This window comes from Rubrivivax sp. A210 (assembly GCF_904426505.1).
Taxonomy (GTDB): Bacteria; Pseudomonadota; Gammaproteobacteria; order Burkholderiales; family Burkholderiaceae_C; genus Rubrivivax.
Window position 1 is genome coordinate 64,089 of sequence record NZ_CAJGBN010000003.1, and the last position, 23,297, is coordinate 87,385.

General features: G+C 71.6%; 18 protein-coding genes. 3 read left to right on the plus strand and 15 right to left on the minus strand.

Going from position 1 to position 23,297, the window contains the following annotated elements; translation table 11 throughout:
- Window positions 1-77 precede the first annotated feature (77 nt).
- From JMV16_RS04740 to JMV16_RS04780, 9 genes are all read right to left on the minus strand, one after another.
- Window positions 78-1,163, minus strand: coding sequence for an ABC transporter permease (locus JMV16_RS04740; protein WP_201493034.1), 1,086 nt, complete (start codon window positions 1,161-1,163; stop codon window positions 78-80).
- Between the two features lie 18 nt (window positions 1,164-1,181).
- Window positions 1,182-2,285: a BMP family ABC transporter substrate-binding protein gene (locus JMV16_RS04745; RefSeq protein WP_201493035.1), complete on the minus strand. Its 1,104-nt coding sequence runs from the start codon at window positions 2,283-2,285 to the stop codon at window positions 1,182-1,184.
- Window positions 2,286-2,399: 114 nt separating this feature from the next.
- A complete protein-coding gene (gene hpxZ / locus JMV16_RS04750) occupies window positions 2,400-2,777 on the minus strand; it encodes an oxalurate catabolism protein HpxZ (RefSeq protein ID WP_201493036.1) in 378 nt (125 codons plus the stop codon).
- Between the two features lie 14 nt (window positions 2,778-2,791).
- Window positions 2,792-4,207, minus strand: coding sequence for an AtzE family amidohydrolase (locus JMV16_RS04755; RefSeq protein WP_201493037.1), 1,416 nt, complete (start codon window positions 4,205-4,207; stop codon window positions 2,792-2,794).
- Window positions 4,204-4,437: a DUF4089 domain-containing protein gene (locus JMV16_RS04760; RefSeq protein ID WP_201493038.1), complete on the minus strand. Its 234-nt coding sequence runs from the start codon at window positions 4,435-4,437 to the stop codon at window positions 4,204-4,206. Before JMV16_RS04760 ends, JMV16_RS04755 begins: the two co-directional genes overlap by 4 nt.
- A 16-nt stretch (window positions 4,438-4,453) precedes the next feature.
- Window positions 4,454-6,289 carry an allophanate hydrolase gene (gene atzF / locus JMV16_RS04765; protein ID WP_201493039.1) on the minus strand — a complete coding sequence of 612 codons (1,836 nt, stop codon included), beginning with the start codon at window positions 6,287-6,289 and terminating at the stop codon, window positions 4,454-4,456.
- A 76-nt stretch (window positions 6,290-6,365) separates the two neighbouring features.
- Window positions 6,366-6,728, minus strand: a complete 363-nt coding sequence (locus tag JMV16_RS04770; protein ID WP_201493040.1) for a hypothetical protein — start codon at window positions 6,726-6,728, stop codon at window positions 6,366-6,368.
- Between the two features lie 67 nt (window positions 6,729-6,795).
- Complete coding sequence (locus JMV16_RS04775) at window positions 6,796-10,932, minus strand: WD40 repeat domain-containing protein (protein ID WP_201493041.1); 4,137 nt, start codon at window positions 10,930-10,932, stop codon at window positions 6,796-6,798.
- A complete protein-coding gene (locus JMV16_RS04780) occupies window positions 10,929-12,311 on the minus strand; it encodes a toll/interleukin-1 receptor domain-containing protein (RefSeq protein WP_201493042.1) in 1,383 nt (460 codons plus the stop codon). Before JMV16_RS04780 ends, JMV16_RS04775 begins: the two co-directional genes overlap by 4 nt.
- A gap of 182 nt (window positions 12,312-12,493) precedes the next feature.
- Between JMV16_RS04780 and ligA the strand changes: the two genes are divergently transcribed.
- Together ligA and def are read left to right on the plus strand one after the other, a co-directional pair.
- Window positions 12,494-14,560 (plus strand): NAD-dependent DNA ligase LigA, encoded by a 2,067-nt coding sequence (gene ligA / locus JMV16_RS04785; protein ID WP_201493043.1) that lies wholly within the window; start codon window positions 12,494-12,496, stop codon window positions 14,558-14,560.
- Window positions 14,561-14,573: 13 nt separating this feature from the next.
- Window positions 14,574-15,107, plus strand: a complete 534-nt coding sequence (gene def / locus JMV16_RS04790; protein ID WP_201493044.1) for a peptide deformylase — start codon at window positions 14,574-14,576, stop codon at window positions 15,105-15,107.
- Between the two features lie 15 nt (window positions 15,108-15,122).
- Here def and JMV16_RS04795 read toward each other — a convergent pair whose 3' ends face one another.
- Complete coding sequence (locus JMV16_RS04795) at window positions 15,123-15,815, minus strand: ABC transporter ATP-binding protein (RefSeq protein ID WP_201493045.1); 693 nt, start codon at window positions 15,813-15,815, stop codon at window positions 15,123-15,125.
- On the opposite strand from JMV16_RS04795, the gene JMV16_RS04800 reads away from it, so the two are divergent.
- Window positions 15,814-16,491 (plus strand): arylesterase, encoded by a 678-nt coding sequence (locus tag JMV16_RS04800; RefSeq protein ID WP_201493046.1) that lies wholly within the window; start codon window positions 15,814-15,816, stop codon window positions 16,489-16,491. The genes JMV16_RS04795 and JMV16_RS04800 overlap by 2 nt on opposite strands.
- Before the next feature lie 21 nt (window positions 16,492-16,512).
- On the opposite strand, the gene JMV16_RS04805 is transcribed toward JMV16_RS04800, so the two are convergent.
- The 5 genes from JMV16_RS04805 to JMV16_RS04825 form a co-directional block, all read right to left on the minus strand.
- On the minus strand, window positions 16,513-18,417 hold the full coding sequence (locus JMV16_RS04805; protein ID WP_201493047.1) for a DUF6600 domain-containing protein: 1,905 nt from the start codon (window positions 18,415-18,417) through the stop codon (window positions 16,513-16,515).
- A 68-nt stretch (window positions 18,418-18,485) separates the two neighbouring features.
- Window positions 18,486-19,049 (minus strand): response regulator transcription factor, encoded by a 564-nt coding sequence (locus JMV16_RS04810; RefSeq protein ID WP_236580358.1) that lies wholly within the window; start codon window positions 19,047-19,049, stop codon window positions 18,486-18,488.
- Window positions 19,039-20,430, minus strand: a complete 1,392-nt coding sequence (locus JMV16_RS04815) for a sensor histidine kinase (protein ID WP_201493048.1) — start codon at window positions 20,428-20,430, stop codon at window positions 19,039-19,041. The genes JMV16_RS04810 and JMV16_RS04815 overlap by 11 nt, the downstream gene beginning before the upstream one ends.
- Window positions 20,431-20,720: 290 nt before the next feature.
- Window positions 20,721-21,269, minus strand: coding sequence for a response regulator transcription factor (locus tag JMV16_RS04820; protein ID WP_236580359.1), 549 nt, complete (start codon window positions 21,267-21,269; stop codon window positions 20,721-20,723).
- Window positions 21,250-22,590 carry an ATP-binding protein gene (locus JMV16_RS04825; protein ID WP_201493050.1) on the minus strand — a complete coding sequence of 447 codons (1,341 nt, stop codon included), beginning with the start codon at window positions 22,588-22,590 and terminating at the stop codon, window positions 21,250-21,252. Before JMV16_RS04825 ends, JMV16_RS04820 begins: the two co-directional genes overlap by 20 nt.
- Window positions 22,591-23,297: the final 707 nt, after the last annotated feature.

Genomic DNA, 23,297 nt, shown 5'->3' on the forward strand with positions numbered 1-23,297 from the left:
CGCCTTCCCCCGCGGACCCGCAAGGGTCCGCTTCGCGGCCCCGGGGAGCGAGCGCCTTCGGGGCGGCCGTGCGGCGCTCATGCCGGCTTGGCCTCGGGCAGGGGCTGGCGCAGCGGCAGCCAGGCCGATAGCGGCAGCAGCCGCCCGCGCAGCGCCTCGAAGGCCAGGATGAGCACGAAGGCAAAGCCCAGCAGCACCTGCACGCTGGCATCGGGCAGGCCCATGCGCCGCTGCAGCAGGCTGCCGGCGGCGCCGAAGCCGCCGAAGAGGATGGCCACCGGGATTACCGCCAGCGGGTGGTGGCGGGCGACGAAGCTGACCAGGATGCCGGCATAGCCCAGGCCGGCAATGAGGCTGGCATTGGCGGCGTTGTGGACTGCCGCGACCTCGATGCCGCCGGCCAGGCCAGCCGCCGCGCCGCCCAGGGCGCAGGCGGTGACGATGAGCCGGTGCGCCGGCAGGCCCACCAGGCGTGCCGCGCGTGCATTGCCACCCACCACGCGGGTGGCAAAGCCGTGGGTCGATCCGCCCAGCCACAGCGCGGCCATCACGCACAGCACCACGCCGAAGGCCAGGCCCCAGTGGACGTCGTAGCCAAACATGGTGCCGATGAGCAGGCTCTCGTCCAGCGGCAGGGTCGAAGGCTTGTTCAGGCTCGCCGGGTCGCGCATGGGCCCTTCGACGAAGTGCTTGAACAGGGCGATGGCGATATAGCCCAGCAGCAGGCTGCTGATGGTTTCATTGACGCCGCGAAACTGCCGCAGCGCGCCGGCCAGCGCGATCCAGGCGGCGCCAGCTGCCGCCGCCGCCAGCAGCAGCAGGGCTGTGCCCGGGGCGCCCGCCGGCAGCTTGAACACATAGGGCAGGCCGGCGCAGGCCAGACCGCCCAGCACCAGCGCGCCCTCGCCGCCGATGACGGTGAGCCCGGCGCGCGCCGGAATGGCCACGCACAGCGCCGTCAGCATCAGCGGCGCCGCGCGCTGCAGCGTGTTCTGCCACGAGAAGGCATCGCCGAAGGCGCCCTTGAACAGCAGGGTCCAGACCTGCAGCGGGTCATGGCCGCCGAACCAGACCCACAGGCCGAACATCAGCAGCGCGCCGGCCAGGGCCAGCAGCGGCAGCAGAAAGCCTTCGGCGACATCGTGCCAAGGGGCGCGGGTCATGGCCGGCTCCGTGTGCCGTCAGAGCTTGCCGATGACGCCTTCGACGAGGTAGTTCATGCCTTCCAGCACCGGGTCGGTCTGCTTGAGCAGCGTGCCCTTGGGGATGACAACCTTGCCCGTGTTGTCCTTCAGTTCGCCGGCAAAGATGTCGAAGCCGCCGGCCATCATCTTGGCCTTCACCGCATCGGCCGCCTTGCGTGCCGCCTCGGGCACTTGCGGGCCGTAGGCGCTGGCCTTGACGAAGCCGTCCTTCAAGCCACCACGCACGAAGTTGGGGTGGGGCTTGCCGGTGCGCGCCGCGTCGATGATCAGCTTGTAGACGGTCAGCCAGTTCCACTCGGCGCCGGTGAGGTAGGCCTGGGGTGCCAGCTTGGCCTGGCTGGCGTGGTAGCCGCACACCATCTTGCCGCGTTTGGCCGCGGTCTCGACCACCACCTTGGGGCCGTCGACGTGCATGGTGAAGACATCGCAGCCCTGGTCGGCCAGGCTGTTGGTGGCCTCGGCCTCCTTCACCGCCATGCTCCAGTCGCCGGTGAAGATGACGCTGGTGGTGATTTTCGGGTCCACCGAGCGCGCACCCAGGGTGTAGGCGTTGATGTTGCGCAGCACCTGCGGAATGGGCTTGGCGGCCACGAAGGCCAGCTTCTTGCTCTTGCTGGCATGGCCGGCGACGACGCCATTGAGGTACTGCGCCTCGTCGATGTAGCCGAAGAAGCTGCCGGTGTTGTCGGGGTGTTTGCCCTTGATCCACATGGCGCCGCAGTGGCTGAAGCGCACGTCCTTGGCCTTGGCCGCCACGGCCAGCATGTGCGGGTCGAAATAGCCGAAGCTGGTGGGGAAGAGCAGGGCCGCGCCGTCCTGCGCCACCATGCCCTGCATGGTCTTCTGCACCGCCTGGGTCTCGGGCACGTTCTCTTCTTCGACCACCTTGATGCCGGCCATCTTCTTCAGTTCGGCGGCGGCCTCGGCGTGGGCCTGGTTGTAGCCGAAGTCGTCCCTGGGGCCGACATAGATGACGCCCACGGTGAGTGCCTTCTGGGCCCAGGCCCAGGGTGACATGCCGGCCAGCGTGGCGGCCGAAAGCTGGGCAAGGGCGCGGCGGCGTGAGGTGTCGTGGGTCATCTCGGCTCCTGGATGTTGTGGCTGGAAGCGTGGGCGGCGACCCGCTTTGGTGCGTGTGGCGGGGGCTGAGGCTCGTTCAGCAAGTGGCGTGCCTTGCCGCCCGCGACCGGCGTTTCAGGCCGCGATCAGGCTCACATGCGCCGCCACCACCCGCCAGCCGCCATCCAGCCGCACCCAGGTCTGGCTCTGGCGCCCGCTGCGTGCCTGGCCCTCGCGCCGGAACTCGGTCATCGCGGTGCCGAAGTCGCGCCCGAAGGTGGTGATGACGGTGTGCTCCAGCGTGCGCGCCAGGCCCGTGGCGGGGCGGGCGGCGCGGAAGGCGCGGATGGCCGCTATGCCGCGCAGGTTCTCGCCCACGCCAAAGCGCACGGTGAATTCGCTGGCCCAGAAAAGCGCGTCGAGCTCCTCGACCTTGTTGTGTACCAGCGCGTCTTCATAGCGCGCGAAGACGGCGCTCAGTTCGGCATGTATGTCGGGCAGGTTGATGTCCATGCTTCAGCCCCGCTTCAGCCCAATGAAGCCACTGGCGCGGCCACCACGCCGGCGGCTTCCAGCGCCGCGGCCACGGCCAGCGCCCGGTCTTCGCGCCAGGGCGCGGCGATCAGCTGCACGCCCACCGGCAGGGTTTCGTGGGCGCCCCACACCGGCACCGTCACCACCGGCAGGCCGATGCAAGAGATGGGCTGGCTCAGCAGCCCCATGCTGGGGCGGGCCGGCAGGCGCTGGCCGGCGATCTCCAGCCATTCCGTGCCCAGGGGCTGGGCGGCGCAGGGCGTGGCCGGCGCGATCAGCACGTCGACATCGGCGAAGGAAGCTGCCACCGCGCGTGCAAACCAGCGCCGCACGCGCTGGGCCTGCGCCACCCAGGCCGCGGGCAGCAGGGCGCCGGCGAGGAAGCGGTCGCGCGACAGCGGCTCGAAATCCTGCGGCCGGGCTTTCAGGTTGTGCAGGTGCAGGGCCGAGCTTTCGGCCTGGGTGATCAAAAAGGCCGCGGCGCGGGCGCTGGCCACCGCCGGCCATTCGACGATGCGCGTGCTGCCCAGTGCGCGGGCCACCGTGTTGACGGCGCTGCGCGCCTCGGCCTGGGCCATCTCGCGGAACCAGCCGCCCAGCACGCCGATGCGCAGGCCATCGATGACGCCGAGGCGGTCCGCTGTGGGCTCGACGGGCCGGTACACGCAGGCCGGATCGGCGGCGTCGCCGCCCTGCATCGCGTCATAGGCCAGGGCCAGGTCGGTCACGCAGCGGGCGAAAGGGCCCAGGTGGTCGAGGTTGGCGACGAAGGGGTAGCTGCCGCTGCGCGGCAGGCGGCCGAAGGTGGGCTTGAGGCCGAACACGCCGCACAGCGATGAAGGCACGCGGATGCTGCCATTGGTGTCGCTGCCCAGGCTCAGCGGCACCTGGCCCGCGGCCACCGCGGCGGCCGAGCCGCCCGACGAGCCCCCGGCGCTGCGTGCCAGGTCATGCGGATTGCGGGTGGCGCCGTAGTGGCTGTTCTCGGTGCTGAAGCCATAGGCGTACTCGTCCATGTTCAGCGCGCCGAGCAGCAGCGCACCGGCCCGGCGCAGGCGTTGCACCAGCACGGCGTCGTGCCGCGCGGCGGGGTGGTCGCGTTCGATCTTCGAGCCCGCCAGCGTGGTGAGGCCCTCGATGTCGAACAGGTTCTTGGCCGCATAGGGCACGCCCAGCAGCGGCAGGGCCTGCGCCAGCGTGTCGCCGGCGTCCAGCCGCGCATCCAGCGCCGCGGCCTCGGCCATGGCGCGCGTGGCCGTCACCTGGGTGAAGGCGTTGACGCGGCCGTCGGTGGCCTGGATGCGCGCGATGGCAGCTTCGGCCACCGCGGCCACGCGCAGCTCGCGCCGGCGCAGCGCCGCCGACAGCTCGTGGGCCGGGCCTTGCAGCAGGGCGGCGGCGCGGCTCATCGCTGCTCCGGGCTGACGGGAACAAAGAGCGCTGCCGGTTCGTCCCCGGGCTCGAGCGGGTGCTCCATCACCAGCGCCGCCATCGCCGCGGCGATGCCGAAGTAGTGCAGCACGCCAGGCCGGTGCTCGGGTGCCAGCGGCAGGCCCAGCAGGGCGGCCTGGGCGTCGACGCAGGCGGCCTGCATCCTGGCCCTGTGGCGGGCGCCATCGTCATCGTCCAGACCGTCCATCGCGGGCTCCGTGGCTTCAGTTCGTCTTGGGTGCGGCCAGCGTGGCCAGATAGGCGCGCCAGCCGCCATGGGCGGTGATGTCACGCGCGCCGGCCAACGCATGGGGCTCGCACAGGAAGCCATGCACCGAACGGCCATCGGCCAGCTCCAGGCTGCCCAGGCCCAGCGGCGCCGGCACCAGGGCCAGGAAGGAGCCCATGGCCGCCTGCGGCACGGCCCAGACCTCGACCGCGATGGCGCTGCCGCCCTCGGCCACGCGCAGCAGGCCGGGCTTGGGTGGCGTGGTGCCCGGCAGGGCATACAGGCGGTAGGCCGGCGCGGTGGTGGTGGCCTGCAACAGGGTGGCGCCGCGCTCGCGCAGCTGGCCGTTGAGCGGCAGGCCTGAGAGATGGGCGCCCACCACGGCCAGCGGCAGCATGGCCTCGGTGGCCGGCGTGCGCAGCCAGGCCGGGCGCTGGTCCGCGCCCTCCCAGCGTCGACCCCAGTCGGCCAGCGCGGCATCGGCGCCGCCGGGGGCGATGAAGGTCACGCCGAAGGGCAGGCCGGTGCGTGTGCTTCCGGCCGGCAGGGCCAGGGCGCACCAGCCGAGCAGGTTGACGAAGTTGGTGTAGGTGCCCAGCACCGCGTTGGCGCCCACCGGGTCGGCGTCGACGGCGTCGAAAGTCGGATGGCCGGGCGCGGTGGGCACCATCAGCACATCGGCCTGTTCCCACAGCGCCCGCAGCGCCGCCTGCATCGCGCGCAGCTTGTATTGCGCCGTGAAGAGGGCGGTGGCGCTGTGGCCCAGGGCGCGTGCGATGACGCCGCGCACCGTGGCATCCATGGCCTCGGGCTGCTGCTCGAAGAGGCTGCGGATGGCGGCGTGGCGCTCGGCCACCCACGGCCCCTCATAAAGCAGGGCGACCACTTCCTGCAGCGGCGCGAAGTCGATCTCCACCAGCTTGTGGCCCAGATCCGCCGCGCGGCCCAGTGCATGCGGCCAGGCCTCGGCATAGCCGCTGCCGGTGTCCAGGCGCGGTGCCCGCGGCACGGCAATGCGCAGCCGCTCGGGCAGGCGGGCGCGGCCGGGCGCGAAATGGCTGTAGGCGTCGGCCGCGTCGGGCCCTTCGATCACCGCCAGCACATGGGCCGCGTCGTCTGCGCCATGGGCAAATACCGAGACGCAGTCCAGCGTGCGGCAGGCCGGCAGCACGCCGGCGGTGCTGACCCGTCCCGGCGTCGGCTTGAGCCCGACCAGGCCGTTGAAGCCGGCCGGCACGCGGCCCGAGCCGGCCGTGTCGGTGCCCAGCGCAAAGGCCACCAGGCCGCAGGCCACGGCCACCGCCGAGCCCGAGCTCGAGCCGCCGCTGACCCGCGTGGCGTCGGCCACGCTGGCCGGCCGGCCATAGGGCGAGCGCGTGCCCACCAGGCCGGTGGCGAACTGGTCGAGGTTGGTCTTGCCCAGCCACAGCGCCCCGGCATCGAGCAGGCGGCGCACCACGCTGGCGCTTTCGGCCGCGACATGGCTGAAGGCCGGGCAGGCCGCGGTGGTGGGCTCGCCGGCGATGTCGATGTTGTCCTTGACGGCGAAGGGCAGGCCCAGCAGCGGATAACGGCGCAACAGAGCGGCGCGGTCGCCGGCCTCGGCCAGGCGCGCCTGCAGGGTCTCGATCTGGCGCGCCCAGGCGGTGTCGGGGCAGAGGTGTATCCACACGCCGGCCGGGCTTTCGTCCTGCGCGCGCCTGCGCAGGGCCTGCAGGCCGGGCAGCGGGTCGTCGCCGGCCCGCAGGGCGGCCAGCAGGCCGGCCACCGTCGGGAAGGCGTGGGCGGCCGGGGATGCCGTGGAAGCTGGGCTGGGCGGGGTGGGCGTCATGGCGTGACCGGCGTTGATGCCGGTGCCAGACTGCAGGGACCGTGCCAGGGCCTCTGCGGCCGTCAGCCCGCGCAACTCAGGGCACGATGCGGCCCTTGCGGCTGGCGCAGGTGCAGGGCGAACCCACGGGCCAGGCGTCGACCTTGCATTTCGTCGTGTGGTTGATGCGGCACTGGCTGCCCCATTCGGGCGGCGGGTAGGTCACGCGGCCCGGGTTGCCCTGGCAGCGGCAAGCCGATTGCAAGGGCGCGGACGGGGTGGGGCAGAGGCCGAAGCGGGTCAGGCAGGCCGTGCCTCGCTGCACCGGGGCCTGCGTCGGTGCCTGGGAATGCGGCAGCGGCTGCGCCTGGGCCACGGCTTCGCCCCCAGCCAGCAGGCTGCCCAGCAGCAGGGCTGAAAAGGCGGCCAGCGCCAGGGGCCTGGAGGGGCGGGGGGTCATGGATGGTCCTCGGCAAAGGGGCGGGCCTGCCGCCAGGGCGCAAGCCTAAGGCCGACGGGTGGGCACTTCATGGCGACGTGCGCGCGCTGGCGGCGCTGGCGGCTTGGGCGGGGCGGCTGGCGCCTGTGGCCGGTGCCGCCGTGGGCACGAGGCCGTACTGGGCGCGCTCGGCGTCGCTCAGTTCGCGCCCGACCCAGCGCGCGGCCTCCTGGGCAAGCTCAGGGCGCGCCCGGCAGACCTTGCAGGGCCACAGCCTGGCCGTGCCGTCGTAGCCGGTGGTCACCACGGTGGCGCCGTCGGGTCCGAACTGGGCGCTCATCACGCGGCCGCGGTGGCCGCTCAGCACGGCCAGTTCGATGCCGCTGCCCACGTCCCACAAGCGTGCCGTGCGGTCCTCGCCGACGCTCAGGACGGTCTGGCCGTCGTCGGAGAATTCGCCGCTCAGCACCGGGCCGTGGTGCCCGCGCAAGGCCTTGAGCTCGCGGCCGCTGGCGGCTTCCCAGAGGCGGGCCGTGCTGTCGGCGCTGGTGCTCAGGATCTTGCGGCCGTCGTTGGAGAAGCGCACGGCAAGCACGCTGCCTTCGTGGCCACCGAGGGTGGTCACGCGCTTGCTGGCCAGGTGCCAGAGCCGGGCCTTGTGGTCGGTGCTGCCGTAGGCCACGGTCGAGCCGTCCGGCGACAGGCGCAGGCTCCTGATCTCGCCTTCGATGCCCGTCAGCGCGGCGCGCTCCTGGTTGCTGGCGATGTCCCACAGGCGCAGCGCCCGGCCGCCGTCCCTGGGGCCGCCGAGCGTGACCAGGGCCTTGCCGTCGCGCGTGAAGCGGGCGAAATCCAGCGGCGACGCGGCGCTGCCCAGGGTCAGCACCGCGGCGCCGGTGGCGACGTTCCAGACCCGTGCGGTCTTGTCGTCGCCCAGGGTCAGCACGAACTGGCTGTCGCGCGTGAACTGCAGGTTGGTGACGCGGGCCTGGTGCCCGCGCAGCACCCGCAGCTCGGCGCCGCTGGCGGCATCCCACAGCGTCGCGGTGTCGCCGCCGCCGGTGGTGAGCACGCTCTTGCCGTCGGGCGACAGGCGGGCGCGGTAGACCGGCGGCTGGCCTTCGCCCAGCACCCGCAGCGGCTGGCCGGTGGCGGCATCCCACAGCCGGGCGGTGCGGTCATAGCTTTCGGTGAGCAGGGTGCGGCCGTCGGCGGCAAACTGCGCCGTGGTGACCGGGCCCGTGTGCCCTTGCAGCACCGGGTGCGTGCTCGACGAGGCCGCATCCCACAGCCCCAGCGACTTGTCGCTGATCACGGTGGCCATGAGGCTGCCGTCGGGCGACAGGCGGGCTTCGGCCACGGCGTTCTCGTGACCGCCGGCGATGTGGTGCAGGCGAGCGCTGGCCACGTCCCAGAGTCGCACCGTGCCGCTGTCGTCACGCGTGAGCACGGCGCGGCCGTTGGCGGACAGCGAGGCGCTGCGCACCACGCCGTCGTGGTCATCGAAAACCTGCAGCGAGCGCCCGGTGGCCAGGTTCCAGACCACGGCCTTGCCGTCGGCGCCGGCACTCAGGGCCTGCTGGCCATTGCCCGAGAACTGGACCGTGGAGACCTCGCCCTCGTGCCCCTGGAGCGCCAGCCGCTGGCGGCCGCTGGCGGCGTCCCAGAGCCGCACGACACCGTCTTCCTGGCCGCCGGTGAGCACCCAGCGGCCATCGGCAGACAGCGCGACCGCGGCCGACCTGAGCCCCTTGCCGCCCAGCAGGCGCAGCGGCTTGCCGCTGGCCACGTCCCAGGTCCGCACGCTGCCGTCCTGCGCCATCGCCAGCATCCAGCGTCCATCGGGTGCGAGGTGGGCCTGGTCCTGCGGGCTGCTGTCGTCGCCGATCTCGCCGAGCTGCCGGGCCGTGAGGCCGTTCCACAGGCGCACGGTGCCGCGCTCATCGAGCGTCAGCACCGTCTTGCCGTCGGCCGAAAGATCGGCGCTCTTCACCATCGCCAGGTCGTGCTCGCCAAGGGTCTGGATGGCGGCGCCGGTGGCCGCGTTCCACAGCATGGCGGAGAAGTCGTCGCTGACCGTCACCACGGTCTGGCCGTCGGCGGCGAAGCGGGCGCTGTTGATCGGCCCCAGGTGACCCGCCAGTACCGCCAGCGGCCGGCCGCTGGCGACGTCCCACAGCCTTGCCGTGCCGTCGACGCTGGCGCTCAGCAGCTGCTTGCCATCGGCCGAGAACTGGACCGCGGTGACCTGGCTCTGGTGCCCGCGCAGCAGCAGGCGGGGGCGCTCGACCGCCACCACGGCGCGCAGCACGGCCCGGGCCAGCGCCGATTCGGGGTGCAGGCGCCGGGCCTCCAGCGCCAGCAGCGCGCTCAGGTCGGGGTGCTCGCGGCGCAGGCTCTCGGCCGTGGTGGCCAGTTCGTTGGCCTGGGCCTCGCTGGCCAGCGACTGCGCCAACCGCGTCTGCGCGCGGGCCAGGTCCAGGCTGTCGTCGGCGCGGCTCCAGAACGCCAGGGCGACGAAGCCGAAGACAAGGGCCACCAGCGCGCCCAGAACGGCGATGTGGCGCTGGCGGCGGATGACGCGCTCGGTCTTCACCGCATCGGCAAGGCGCTTGTCGCGCTCGGCCAGGGCCTGGCGCCGCAATTCCTCCCTCTCGGTCTTGACGCGCCGCCGTTCAAGCTTGGCGGCGGCAATCTGGCTGCGGCTGGCGCTGATGTAGGCGTCGACCTCGGCCCAGGAGCCCGCGCCGGTGTAGCGCAGCGCCCAGCATTCGGGGTGGCCGCGCTCCGCGATGCGCTTGCGCCAGGCCGTGGCCAGCGCGTTGTCGGCATCGCTGAGGCTGTTGTTGGTGGATTCGCCGCCTTCGCCGTTTTCGCCGTTTTCGCCGAGGTCGGCGCCATCGCCGCCATCGCTGCCTGCCCCGCCGCGTTGCCGCGCCCGCCGCAGCCAGTCGCGCAGCTCGGTCGCGTCGCGCTCTTCCTCGTCGAGCCAGCGCTGGAACCGGTGCCAGCGCCGCAACAGGCTCTCGTGGCTGATGTCCAGGGTCACCGCGTCGCTGTCCAGGGCTTCGGCCGCCGGCAGCAGGAAGTTGCGGTCGTCCTTCTGGAACACATGGGCGATGGCGCGCAGCTCGGCCCGCGTGGCGCCCGTGGCCTGCTCGACCTCGCCCAGCAGCGGGCGCCGGCGCGTCAACTGGCCCTGCGCTGAAACCTCGGCCAGCAGCAGGAAGAGCCGCCGCACCAGCGCCTGCCTGGGCGGGTCGCCATCCAGTTCTGCCAACGCGGCATCGGCGTGGTTGGACAGCGCGCCCAGCACGCCACCGGCCGTGTGGTAATCGTCCAGCTCGAGCCGCAGGCCGACGCCGCCGCCATGGCGGCGCTGCGCCGTCTTCCAGGTCTGCATCAACGCGTGCTGCAGCAGCGGCAGCTGGTCGGGGCGGTCGCCGGCGTCGTTGATGACGCCGTTGACCAGGCCGTCCTCGAAGCCGAAGGGGCTCAGGCCGTCGCCATCGAGTTGGGCCGGCCCGAGGATGACGCGTTCCATCTGGGCGCGGTCGAGCCGGGGCACCAGGAACTGGCTGCGGCTGATCTTCTCGGGCAGCCCCAGGAAGGCCTCGCAGTCGCCGATGAAGTCGGAGCGCATGGTGATGATCACGCGCAGCGGGCGCAGGCGGTCGGCGGCGCCGCGCAGCAGCATGCGCACGAAGGCCGCACCTTCGTCGCGCTGCACCGCGCCTGGCGCCGGCGCCGCGCCGCGGCGGTAGGCGAACAGTTCCTCGAACTGGTCGACCACCACCAGCAGGCCGTCGTCGCTGCCGTGGCCGCACAGACGGTGGGCCTGCTGCAGCGCCTGGCCCTCGGTGCGCAGCACGGTCAGCAGGCCCTCCTTCAGCGCGCCCGGAGGCAGGTTGGATGGCGTCACCGCGCCTTCGGCCAAGGCCTCGGCCAGCGCCTCGAAGGGGTGGTTGCCGGGCTTGGCGATGGCCACCTGCCAGCGCGCGCAGCCGAGCAGAAAGCCCTCGCGCACCAGCGGCACCAGGCCGGCACGCACCAGCGACGACTTGCCCGAGCCGCTGGAGCCGACGACGGCCAGGAAGGCGTCGTCCTCGAGCAGCGTCAGCACCGTGCTGATCTGCTCTTCGCGCCCGAAGAACAGGCGCTGATCGGCCTCGTCGAAGGGCCGCAGCCCGATGTAGGGCAACACGCCGCCGGCGGCGGCCGTCATCCGGCGGCCCGCCGCACGTCGTCGAAGAACTGGGTCACCTCGGGCGGCACCTTTTCACCGTTGCCGGCCTGGGCGCGGTGCAGCTTGGGGGGCATGGTCTTGAGCAGGCGGGCCCAGCTCGGCTCGGGGGGCGGCCAGTAGACCAGGGCCACCGGCGGGCGCCGCGTCGCGTCTTTCACGCCGATCTGGATCTGCCGGCACTGCACCATGGCCTCGCGCGGCGACTGCGGGCCTTCTTCCATCGCCTGCGCATCGCAGACGATGAGAAAGCCCTGGCAGGGGTCGCTGACCTGCTTGGAGGCGAAGCTCTCGTCCGGCGCCAGCAGGTCCGAGACCATGCCTTGTTCAAGGTAGATCCACTGGAACACGCGCTCCCACAGCGCGTCGCGGTTGGCCGAGCGTATGTCCACGCGCACCATGGGCGGCGTCTCGTCCTCGTCGCCGCCGCGGTCGACGGCGGCGGCCTTGGGCGGGCCCAGCTGCTTCTTCAGCGAGACGAGAAAGTCGTCGAAGGCCGAGACGATGAGGTCGGGCCGCTTGAGCCATTCGCGGTGGGCGTCGGGCTGCACCTGGGACAGGTCGATCTGGTCGCTGCGGAAGACGAAGCGCGGCAGGCCGGCGGCCAGGGCGCCTTCGAACTGCAGGCGGTCGAAGTTGCCGCGCTTCCAGGGGTAGGGGCCCAGCAATTGGACATAGGCCTCGCTGCGCGCCAGGTCGCGCCTGAGCGCGGTCTCGTAGTCGGCCTGCTCGTCTTCCTGGGGCTGCAGCACGGTCCAGCCGATTTCTTCCAGCAAGGTCTTCACGGCGCGCCGGTTCACCGGCCGCGTGTCGTCGTCGAGATCGGGCGTGCACTCGGCCAGGAAGACGTGGCGCGCTGCGGCCGGCGCGGTGGTGGCGGTGGCGGCGGGCGCGGCCTTGGCCGGGCAGGCCAGGCGCAGGCGGTTGAGCACCAGGTCCACCGTCTCGGCCAGCGGGCGATTGCGGATGTCGAGGTTGATGTTGTTGCCGTACATGCCTTCGACCTCGCCGTCGCCCACGCGCAGCGGCAGGATGCGGTAGGCGTCGCAGGCCTCGCCGCTGGCACGCAGCTTCATGGCCCGCGCACGCACCGCGTCGTACTCGGCCAGCGGCCAGGCCTTGGCGCCATAGCTGCCCGAGACGCCGATGACCACCATCTCGCTGAGTTCGCCATAGACCTTCTGCAGCCGCAGGTCGCCGTCCTGGCCGGCGATGAAATGCTCGAACCAGCGGTCATAGAAGACCGTGCCTTCGCCCAGCCGTTGTTCGAGTGCGGTGGCCAGCGGTTCGATCAGCGCGCGGTCGGCGCCGGAAAAGGTGAAGGCGACGAGAAATCGTTCGGGTACTGTGCGCAATGGCATGGCGACACTCCAGGGTAAGGCGAAGCTACCACGGCCGCCAAGGCCCGCAATGCCGGCTTACTAGGGGGTGATGCCGGGGCCGGTGCCAAGCACGCGGCACGGGGCGCGCTGGCCGCGCTGGCGCAGGGGCCGAGGGCCAGGGCGATGGCCTCGCCGCGATGGCCTGAAAGACAATGCCGGCCATGGCCGATGACGATCACGACACCCGGGCCCGCGCGCTGCGCGAGCGGCTGCACCATCACGCCCACCGCTACTACGTGCTCGACGCGCCGGAAGTGCCCGACGCCGAGTACGACCGCCTGTTCGCCGAACTGCAGGCACTTGAAGCGGCACACCCGGAACTGCTGACGCCCGACTCGCCCACGCAGCGCGTGGGCGGGCGCGTGCTCGAGGGCTTCACGCCCGTGCGCCATGCGGTGGCGATGCTGAGCATACGCACCGAGACCGACACCACGGCCGCCGGCGCCGAGGCCTTCGACGCCCGCGTGCGCCGCGAACTGGCGCTGCCCGACGACGCGCCGCCGCTGGCCTATGCGGCCGAGCTGAAGTTCGACGGCCTGGCCATCAACCTGCGCTACGTGTACGGCACCCTGGTGCAGGCGGCGACGCGCGGCGATGGCGAGACCGGCGAGGACGTGACGCAGAACATCCGCACCATCGGCCAGATTCCGCTGCGCCTGTTTGCGGATGCGCCGCCGGCGGTGCTGGAGGTGCGCGGCGAGGTCTATATGCGGCGCGACGACTTCGAACGCCTCAACGAGGCCCAGCGCGCCCAGGGCCGCAAGACCTATGTCAATCCGCGCAACACGGCCGCCGGCGCCGTGCGCCAGCTCGATTCGGCCATCACGGCGCAGCGGCCCTTGAGCTTCTTTGCCTATGGCCTGGGCGAGGTGCAAGGCTGGGACCAGCCGGCCACGCACAGCGCCACGCTCGATGCACTGGCCGCCTTCGGCCTGCCGGTGTGTACCGACCGCGCCGTGGCCGAAGGTGCGGCCGGGCTGGTGGACTTCCACCGCGCGATGGGGGCCAAGCGCGACGAGCTGCCCTTCGACATCGACGGCGTGGTCTACAAGGTCGACGCCATTGCGCTGCAGCAGCGCCTGGGCTTCGTCACGCGTGAGCCGCGCTGGGCGGTGGCGCACAAGTACCCGGCGCAGGAGCAGATGACGCGGCTGGCCGGCATCGAGATCCAGGTCGGCCGCACCGGCAAGCTCACGCCGGTGGCGCGGCTGGAGCCGGTGTTCGTCGGCGGCACCACGGTCAGCAATGCCACGCTGCACAACGTCTTCGAGCTGCGCCGCAAGGGCGTGCGCGTGGGCGACACGGTGATCGTGCGGCGGGCCGGCGACGTGATCCCCGAGATCGTCGGCCGCGTTGGCGTGGGTATGGCCGATGGCAGCAGCCCGCGCCAGCCCTATGTGCCCAACTTCCGCATGCCGCGCCAGTGCCCGGTCTGCGCCAGCCGCGTGCTGCGCGAGAAGGGCGGCATCGACCACCGCTGCAGCGGCGGCCTGGTCTGCGGCGCCCAGCGCAAGCAGGCCCTGCTGCACTTTGCCGGCCGCCGCGCGATGGACATCGAGGGCCTGGGCGACAAGCTGGTCGAGCAGTTGGTCGACGCCGGCGTCATCCGCACCCTGCCGGATCTGTATGCGCTGGGCATCGAGCAGCTCGCCGGGCTCGAGCGCATGGCCGAGAAGAGCGCGGCCAATCTCGTTGCGGCGCTGGCCAAGAGCAAGCGCACGACGCTGGCGCGCTTTCTCTACGCCCTGGGCATACGCCAGGTCGGCGAGACCACGGCCAAGGATCTGGCGCGCCACTTCGGCGGCATCGAAGCCCTGATGGCGGCCGGTGTGGAGAAGCTGCTGGAGGTCAACGACGTCGGCCCCATCGTCGCGCAAAGCATCCGCGCCTTCTTCGATCAGCCGGATAACGTCGAGGTGGTGCGGCAACTGCAGAACGCCGGCATCCACTGGCCCGAGAGCGCGGGCGAGGCCGACACCACGCCCAAGCCGCTGGCCGGCAAGACCCTGGTGCTCACCGGCACGCTGCCCACGCTGGCGCGCGACGAGGCCCAGGCCCTGATCGAGGCCGCCGGCGGCAAGGTGGCCGGCTCGGTGTCCAGGAAGACCGGCTATGTGGTGGCCGGCGCCGAGGCCGGCAGCAAGCTGGACAAGGCGCGCGAACTCGGCATCACCGTGCTCGACGAGGACGGCCTGCGCGCCCTGCTCGCCGCTGCTCCAGACGAATGAAGGGAGGCCCGCGATGGCCGTGAGAGAGATATTGACCCTCGGTGACGAACGCCTGCTGCGCCAGGCCAGGCCGGTCACCGCCTTCGGCACGCCCGAGTTGCATGCCCTGGTGCAGGACATGTGGGAAACCATGGCCGCGGCCGATGGTGCCGGCCTGGCGGCACCGCAGATAGCCGTCGACCTGCAACTGGTGGTGTTCGGCTTCGAGCACAACGAGCGTTATCCCGAGGCACCGGCGGTGCCGCGCACGGTGCTCATCAACCCGGTCATCACGCCGCTGGAAGACACGGTGGTCGAGGGCTGGGAAGGCTGCCTCTCGGTGCCCGGCCTGCGCGGCGTGGTGCCGCGGCTGGCGCGCATCCGCTACCAGGGCTTCGATGCCTATGGTGCGGCGGTGGACCGCGTCGCCGAGGGCTTTCACGCCCGCGTGGTGCAGCATGAGTGCGACCACCTCATAGGCCGCCTCTACCCGACGCGCATGGAAGAGGGTACTGAGCCCGTGGGCATCGAAGAGGCGCTGGCGCTGCAGGCGGCCACGCGGGCCTGAGCCTGCCCTTGGGCATCAGGCCGGCGCCGCCGCCTCGTCCTGCACCAGGCGGCCGGCGTCGATGCGCAGCTGGCGCTGGCAGCGCTCGGCGATGGCGCGGTCATGGGTCACCAGCACCAGGGTCGTGCCGGCCTCGCGGTTGAGGTCGAACATCAGCGCCATCACGGTCGCGCCGGTGGCGAAGTCCAGGCTGCCCGTGGGCTCGTCGGCCAGCAGCACGGCCGGCCGCACGACGAAGGCGCGCGCCAGCGCCACGCGCTGCTGCTCGCCGCCCGACAAGACCTTGGGGTAGTGGGAGAGGCGCTCGCCCAGGCCGACGCGGCGCAGCATCTCTGTCGCGGCCGCGCGTGCATCGTTGCGCCCCATCAGTTCCAGCGGCAGCATCACGTTTTCCAGCGCCGTCAGGTTGCCCAGCAGCTGGAAGCTCTGGAAGACGAAGCCGACCTGCTGGGCGCGCAACGCGGCGCGGGCGTCCTCGTCGAGGGCAAAGAGGTCGGCGCCGGCCAGGCGCACCGTGCCCGAGGTCGGCACGTCGAGGCCGGCGATGATGGACAGCAGCGTGCTCTTGCCCGAGCCCGAGGCACCGACGATGGCCACCGACTCGCGTGCGCGCAGCTCGAAATCGATCTCATGGAGTATGGTCAGCGTCCCGGTCGAATCGGCCACCTGCTTGGTGACCCGCTGTACGGCAATGATGGCTTCAGGCATGAATCGTTTCGCGTTGGCGCGGCGCGCCTTGCTGGCTCAGGGGATCGCGCACTTTAGCCTGCCGGGCCTGCTGGCCGCGGCGGCTGCCCCGGCAGCCTTGCGCGCCCAGGGGGCGGCTGCACCCACGCTGCTGGTGCTGGGTGACAGCCTCTCGGCCGAGTACGGCCTGGCGCGCGGGCGCGGCTGGGTGGCGCTGCTGGAACAGCGGCTGGCGCGCGAGCGCCTGGCCTGGAAGGTGGTGAACGCCAGCGTCAGCGGCGAAACCACAGCCGGCGGCCGCACCCGCTTGCCGGCCCTGTTGACGCAACACCGGCCGCGCGTGGTGCTGATCGAACTGGGCGGCAACGACGGCCTGCGCGGCCTGGCGCTGGCCGGCACGCGCGACAACCTGCTGGCAATGGCGCGTGCGGCCAAGGCCGCCGGCGCGCGGGTGATGTTTGCCGGCATCGCCGTGCCGCCCAACTACGGCCGCTCCTACGGCGAGGCGCTCTATGCGCTTTTCGGCGAGGTGGCCAAGGCAGAAGGCGCGGCGCTGCTGCCCTTCTTGTTGGCCGGCGTGGCCGATGGGCCGGATGCCGACGTGATGTTCCAGGACGACCGCATCCACCCGCGCGCCGAGGCCCACCCGCGCATCCTGGCCAACGTCTGGCCGGTGCTGCGGCCGCTGCTCAGGTAGCGGTCGCGGCAAGGGCCTGGCTCAGCGCAGGTTCTCGCGCTCTCGCGGAATGCCGCCGCGGCGCTCGTCCTTGCGTTCGTCGTCGCGGCGTTGCTCGGCAGGGCGCGGCTGGGCGGGCGGCTGGGCCGCCGGTTGTGGTGGCGGTGCCACGGCCGGCGCCGGGCGCGGCTGAGGGGCCGGCTGTGCGGCCGGTTGCGGCGGCGGGCGGGGGGCTTGTTGGGGCGGCGCCGCCGGACGCTCGCGCGGCGGCGCAGGCTGTGCAGGTTGCGGCGCCGGTTGCGGCGCGGCCAGGGGTGCCGGCTGAGGCGCGGCCTGAGGCGCCGGTGCGACCACGGCGGGCCGCACCGGAGCCTGGGGCAGCGCGTCGCGAGCGGCTTCCCGCGGTGTTTCACGCCGGGCTTCGCGCGGCTCGTCGCGCTGGCGTTCACGCCCACGGTCGGGCTCGGAGTGGCGGTCCCTTCTTTCGGGCACGGCGATCACGGTGTTGGGGGCCGTGGGCGCGGCCGGGGCTCGCTGCTGCTGCGGTGGCTGCTGGCGCAGGTCGACCACGCCCTGGGGTTGTCTTCCCGGATTCGGGACCTGCCGCTGCTCGCGCGGCGGTTGCGGCGCCAGCGCCTCGCGCGGCGGCGGGGCCAGCGGGCTGAGCGGTTGCACCGCAATGGGGCGCGGCCGGCCGCGCTCTTCAAGCACCTCGCGCGCCACCGGCTGGCGCCGGCTCAGCACGTCGCGCGGCACCGCGGTGATGCCGCCGGGCACGCCCTGGTTGCCGTACATGATGGGGCCGGTGGGCACCTGCACCGGCGGCCGGGCGCGGCGGTCGCCCGGGTGGGGGCGGTGGTTGACGCGGTCTTCGTAGCGCGGCGTGGCGCGGTACCAGGGCCGGTAGATCTCGCGCGGCGCCAGCGGCACCCAGGCCACGGCGGGCGCACCCAGGTTGATGGAGACGCTGAAATTCGGGCCCCCGACCCAGGCCACCAGGGCCGGGGCATAGACCGGGCGGGCGACGTAATCGCCCGGATGCCAGGCCCAGCGGTCGCGCCAGTGGACCCAGCGGCCGTAGTGGAAAGGCGCGAAACCCCAGGGCGCGTCGTCGACCCAGGTCCAGCCCCAGGGCTGGACCCAGGTCCAGCGGCCATAGCGGTAAGGCGCCCAGTCGTCGCGCACCGTGGTCGGCATCCAGACCGCGCCGTAGTCCGGGTGCTGCTCCCAGCGGCCGTTGCGGTCGAGTTCCTCGGCGCCGGTCATCTCGGGCGAGACATGGCGCGCTGATTCGCTGCGCTCGTCGCGCCGGTCCTCGCTGGCGACCCAGGCCGCGAAACCGTCGTTTTCCGGCACGCCGAAGCGCGAGCGCAGCGGTCCGCGCTCGCCGTCCTCGCGCCACAGTTCGATGCGCTGGCCGCGTTCGATGGTGAAGCCGTTGCGCTCGTCGACGCGCAGCGCGCCCCGCAATGCCGTGGCATGGGTGGTCTCGTCGCGGCGGTCGAGGCGGTAGAGGCCGGCGCGCAGCGGCTGCAGGCCGACCTCGGTGGTGTCGAGGGCTATCTCGTCGGCGATCTCGCGCGAACGCACCTGCAGCGCCAGGCTGCCGCGGTGCAGGCGCAGTGCGATGCGCTGGTCGTCGATGCGGGTCAGCTCCAACTCGGTGGATTCGTTGAGCCGCACGACGGTGGACCCGATGCGCATCTCGGCCGTGGCGCGGGCGGCGGTGACCAGGCGGTCGCCGCTGGTCAGCGGGCGGTTGCGCTCGGCGTCGGCCCATTCGCCCTGTTCGAGGTCGTACCAGGAGACTTCGCCCTGGATCACGGCCAGGCGGCCGACCCTGCCGGGAGGATCGTCCTGCGCAAAGGCGCTGGGCCAGGGGGCGAGCAGCAGGGCCAGCGCGGCCAGCCAGGCTCGGACGAGCGGCGTCAGGAAGGATTTAGCCATCGCCCTTCAACGCGCCAGGGTGGGGCGCCGCCGACCGGCGGCTTGTAAAGGCTGGTGAAGGCCGGCCGTCAGGCGTCGACGCCCGATTTCGAGAGCTTGCGCTGCAGGGTGCGGCGATGCATCCCCAGGGCGCGGGCGGTGGCCGAGATGTTGCTGTTGTTCTCGGCGAGCACGCGAGCGATGTGTTCCTGCTCCAGCCGCGGCACGGCCAGGGTGTCATCGTCGGGATTGCTTGGGTTGCCGCAGGGCGCCTGCTGGTTGCGCAGCGCACAGGCCACGGTTTCGCCGTCAACCGGCTTGCACAGGTAGTTGGTGGCGCCCAGCTTGACCGCCTCGATGGCGGTGGGGATGCTGGCGTAGCCGGTCAGCACGACGATGGCGGTGGCCGGGTCGGCCGCGTTGAGCGCGCGCACGATGCCCAGGCCCGAGCCGTCGGGCAGGCGCAGGTCGACGATGGCGTACTCCGGCGGCGAGCGCTCGATGCGCTGGTTGGCCGCCTCGATGGTGGAGCAGATCTCGACCACATAGCCGCGCCGGCGCAGCGAGCGCGCCAGCGCCTCGGCCAGCATGGGGTCGTCTTCCAGCAGCATCAGGGTGGGGCCGTCGTCGGCTTCGAGCACGTCATCCACCACGGGCGATCTCCTTCTTGCGCAGCGAGGCCAGCGGGATACGGATCTCGGCCACCGCGCCGCCGCCCTGCGCATTGGAAAGCTGCAACTGCCCGTCCAGGCGGGTGATCGTCACCTGGGTCAGGAAGAGACCGACGCCGCGGCCTTCGCCCGGCGGCTTGCCGGTGACGCAGGCCCGGCCCAACTGGGCCGCCAGCTCGGGCGGGAAGCCGGGCCCTTGGTCGCTGACGCGCAGGCGCAGCTCCGCGGCGGTCCAGCCGACATCGAGGTAGACCGCCTGCGGCGACACATAGGCAGCGTTGCTGAGCAGGTTGATGACCGCCTGCTGCAGCGCCATGTCGGGCACGATCTCGGGTGCCGGCCGCGCGGTCTCGATGTGCAGGCGCACCTGGGCGCCCGGGCGCAGCGAGTGGAAGCGCGTCACCACCGATTCGAAGACCTGGTCGGCCGCCATCGTGCCGTCGCCCGACATCCAGGTATTGCCCGCCAGGCGCAGGCCGTCCAGTGACTTGAGGCAGGCGCTGACGCTGCCTTGCAGCATCTCGAGGCTGCGCTGCAGCGCCGGCTGGTCGCGGTGTTCATCGCGCATGTCGCCCACCACCGTGGCGATGGTGCTCAGCGGGCTGCCCAGTTCGTGGGCGGCGCCGGCGGCCACCGAGCCCAGCACCACGGCGCAGCCGGCGCGCACCTCGCGCTCGTGCATCTCGGTCAGGCGCAGCTGCGTCTGGCGCAGGCTGCTGCAAATGTGAACCACGAAATAGGCCAGCAGCACGGCCAGCAGGGTGTGGCTGATGAAGCCGCCCACCACCTGCAGGCGCGCGATCATGGCTTCGTCGCCGGGCAAGGGCAGGTTGAAGGCACCCATGATCCAGAAGCAGGCGACGCCGAAGGCGGTGGTGCGCATCACGCGGGCCGCCGGCAAGGAGGTGGCGGCCACCACCACGGGCAGGAAGAACATGTCGTGGAACGGGTTCCTGGCCCCGCCCGAGACGGCCAGCAATACCGCCAGCACGACGATGTCGACCATGATCTGGCGCGCGAATCGCTCATCGCTGAGGCCGCCGCTGCGACGCAGGCGTATCAGGCCCAGCATGTTGAAGGTGGCAAAGGGCGCCACGACGAAGGCCAACGTCGTGATCGCGACCTGGTTGAGCGGCGAGCGGTCGATGACCGCCAGCGACAGCGCCATGACCGTGATCGCCACCATCCGCGCCGCGATGAGCAGGCGCTGCTGGGTGAGCGCTTCGTCAGCGGCTGAGCGGCAGGCCGTGAGGGCTGCACCGGCCGCGGCGGTCTCGGCGTCCGATGCAGCGGCCGCACCGGCCGCCCCGGCGGGGAGGAGCCAAGGCTCCCAATTCGAGATCAACTTTGCCAGGCGTTGCATTTCAAGCAGGGGAATAGCAAGACGCGCACCGTGTGCCAGCCACTTCGGAAGGCAGGGGGAATTATCAAGCCCAGGGTGGGCGCCGAAGGGTGGTTTGATCGGTCAAAAGCCCCCGCAATCGCGGGATTCAAACCGCTTTTGCAGGGCTTCCCTTCCCCCTCGTTTGCGGTCCAGGCAGGGCTGCGGCCCGCCGCCGCAACGGTTTGCGGATTCCCGAATCCGGGAGCGCCCGCGATCCCCCCTGCCAGAGATGGCAAGCCGTTCGGGAGCGCGGAGCCTGCCATCGCCTTCTAGGCCTTGGGCGGGAACTTGTTGAGCTTGCGCTGCAGGGTGCGGCGGTGCATGTTCAGTGCCCTCGCGGCGGCCGAGATATTGCCGTCCAGATTGCTCAGCACGCGCTGGATGTGCTCCCACTCGAGCCGGTCCACCGACAGCGGCCGCTCCGAAGGTGCGACATCGCCGCTGGGGCCCTTGTAGCCGAAGGCGGCGACGATCTGGTCGGCGGTGGTCGGCTTGGTGAGGTAGTAGGTGGCGCCGTGCTTGATGGCCTCCACCGCGGTGGCAATGCTGCCGTAGCCGGTAAGCACGATGATGTTGGTGTACTCGTCGGCGGCCTTGAGGTGTTCGATGAGCTTGATGCCCGACATGTCCTGCAGGCGCAGGTCGAGGACGGCGTATTCGGGCGGCGCGGCGGTGATGCGACGCATGGCAGTGGCGCCATCATGGGCGACATCGACCGTGAATCCTCGCACCTCGAGCGCACGCGCCAGCACCTGGCAGAACGTCACGTCGTCGTCGACCAGCAGCAGGCTGGGTCTTTCAGGCTGCGGATTTGCCATCGGCACTCTTTCTTCTCTCATCGATCTGGATGGCACGCAGCGGCAGCTTCAGCTCGGCGCGCGCTCCGCCCTGGGGCTCGTTGGCGATCTCCAGCCGCCCGCCCAGGCGCTCGAGGGTGGTCAGGCTCAACGCCAGGCCGGCGCCCACCGGGCCGCCGGCCTGCCTGGTGGCGCCGCGCGCCACGCTGGCCAGCACCGTGGCTGGGAAGCCGGGGCCGCGGTCGCGCACCACCACCTGCAGGTCGGTGCTGCTCCAGTCGGCCGCCACCTCCACATGCTGGGGCGAGGCCTGGGCCGCGTTCTGGATCAGGTTCAGGATGGCCTGGCGCAAGGTCTCCTCGGCCACGATGGTGGGCGGCGGCGTGGTGGCGTCGAGGTGGGCGCGGATGGTGGCGCCCGGGTGCAGGGCGCGGGCGCGCTCGACGATGTTGTCGATGAAGCGATCCAGCCTGGCCCCGCTGGCGGCTTCGGCACGCCGCTGACCGGCGGCGACGGCAAGGTTGGAGACGATCTGCTTGCAGGCCTGGACCTGGTCCTCGACGATCTGCAGATCCATGCACAGCACCTTGTCGCTGCCGCGCTCGCGCTTGAGCTCGGACACCACCAGGGCCACCGTGCCCAGCGGCGAGCTCAACTCATGTGCATAGCCGGCGGCGAGCGCGCCGATGGCACTGGCCGACTCGCTGCGCAGCTGGGCTTCGCGGGCATCGGCCAGCGCACGCTCGCGCTCCCGCAGGGCGAGTTGCATGCGGTTGAGGAAGTAGGTGAGCAGCGCCGCCGTGAAGAGGTAGTTCACGACCATGCCGTCCTCGTGCAGGTCGTAGACCTCGGTGTGGCCTTCGGGGTGCAGCAGCGCCACATGGTGGAAGCGCAGCCAGGCGTAGGCCAGCATGGTGGTCACGGCGGTCAGCCACACCCAGCGGGGCCGCAGCGTCGCCGCGGTGATGGCCATGGGCACGACGAACATCGGCGCAAAAGGATTGGTGGCGCCGCCGGTCAGGTACAGCATGCCCGCGAACAGCGCGATGTCCAGGTGGGCCTGCAGGAAAAGCTCCAGCGGTGTCACCGATGGCGCCGAGCCCAGGCGCAACCAGGTGAGGGCGGCGATCAGCACCTCGAAGGCCAGCAAAGCCAGCACCGGCGTGGTCGGTACCTGGACGCCAAAGTGAACTGTCACCACGAATAGCGTGAGCACCTGTGCCACGGGCGTGAAGACGCGCAGGAAGCCAAGAAGGCGCAAGCCCTGCAGGGGCCCTTCGGAACGGCCCTGCCGTGCGCGGCGGGTGTCCGGCGGCGGCACCTGCGCGGCCTCGTTGTCCATCGATGTAAGCACTTGTCTCCCAAGGTCGAGTGTGTACCTGCAGCGCCTGGCCCCCAGGTTCCGCTGTTTGACTTGAAGCAGCAGAACCCCGAATCCCGGGGGCGGCCTGCGACCCCCTGTCACAGCCGGCGGTCGATGCCACGCTGAAGAGCCCAATATAAAGCTGGGATTCGAGCGCCTCGGCGTGGTCAGGCCCGGCTCGCGAGCCACAGTCATCCGGAGTCGTCAACTTAACAATGGGCGATGACATGGGCCTGAACCCGATTGTCCGACGGCGCGCGGCAGGGGCGCCTCCAGGCCCGGCCTGGTACACGCCTCGAGGGTGTGGGGGAATGCACACAGACGCTGTCTGCGTGAAAGCGCGGGTGCCCCCTGATGCATGTGCGACAACTTGTCGCGCCTTGTGGGCCCTGGGCGGCGGAACCCTGAGCGCGGCTGCCGCTCGAACCGCGGGCTGAAATGGGCAGCCCTCTTTTCTAAGCCCGGTATTTCTGCCTGTACTTACCTGTAAGTGCCTGATTCTTATGAAAGGCGCTTCCCGGCCGCGCTGAGCGGTGGCGGTTGCTTCGTCTTCACGAGGCTCGTCCCCTATAGAGACTGTCCCTGCGACCGGCTGACGCACCCCCGCGTCTGCATGCGACAGCTTGTCGCGCGACAGCCTGTCGCATGTGACGATCAGTCGCATTCTTACCAGCAGACACGACTCC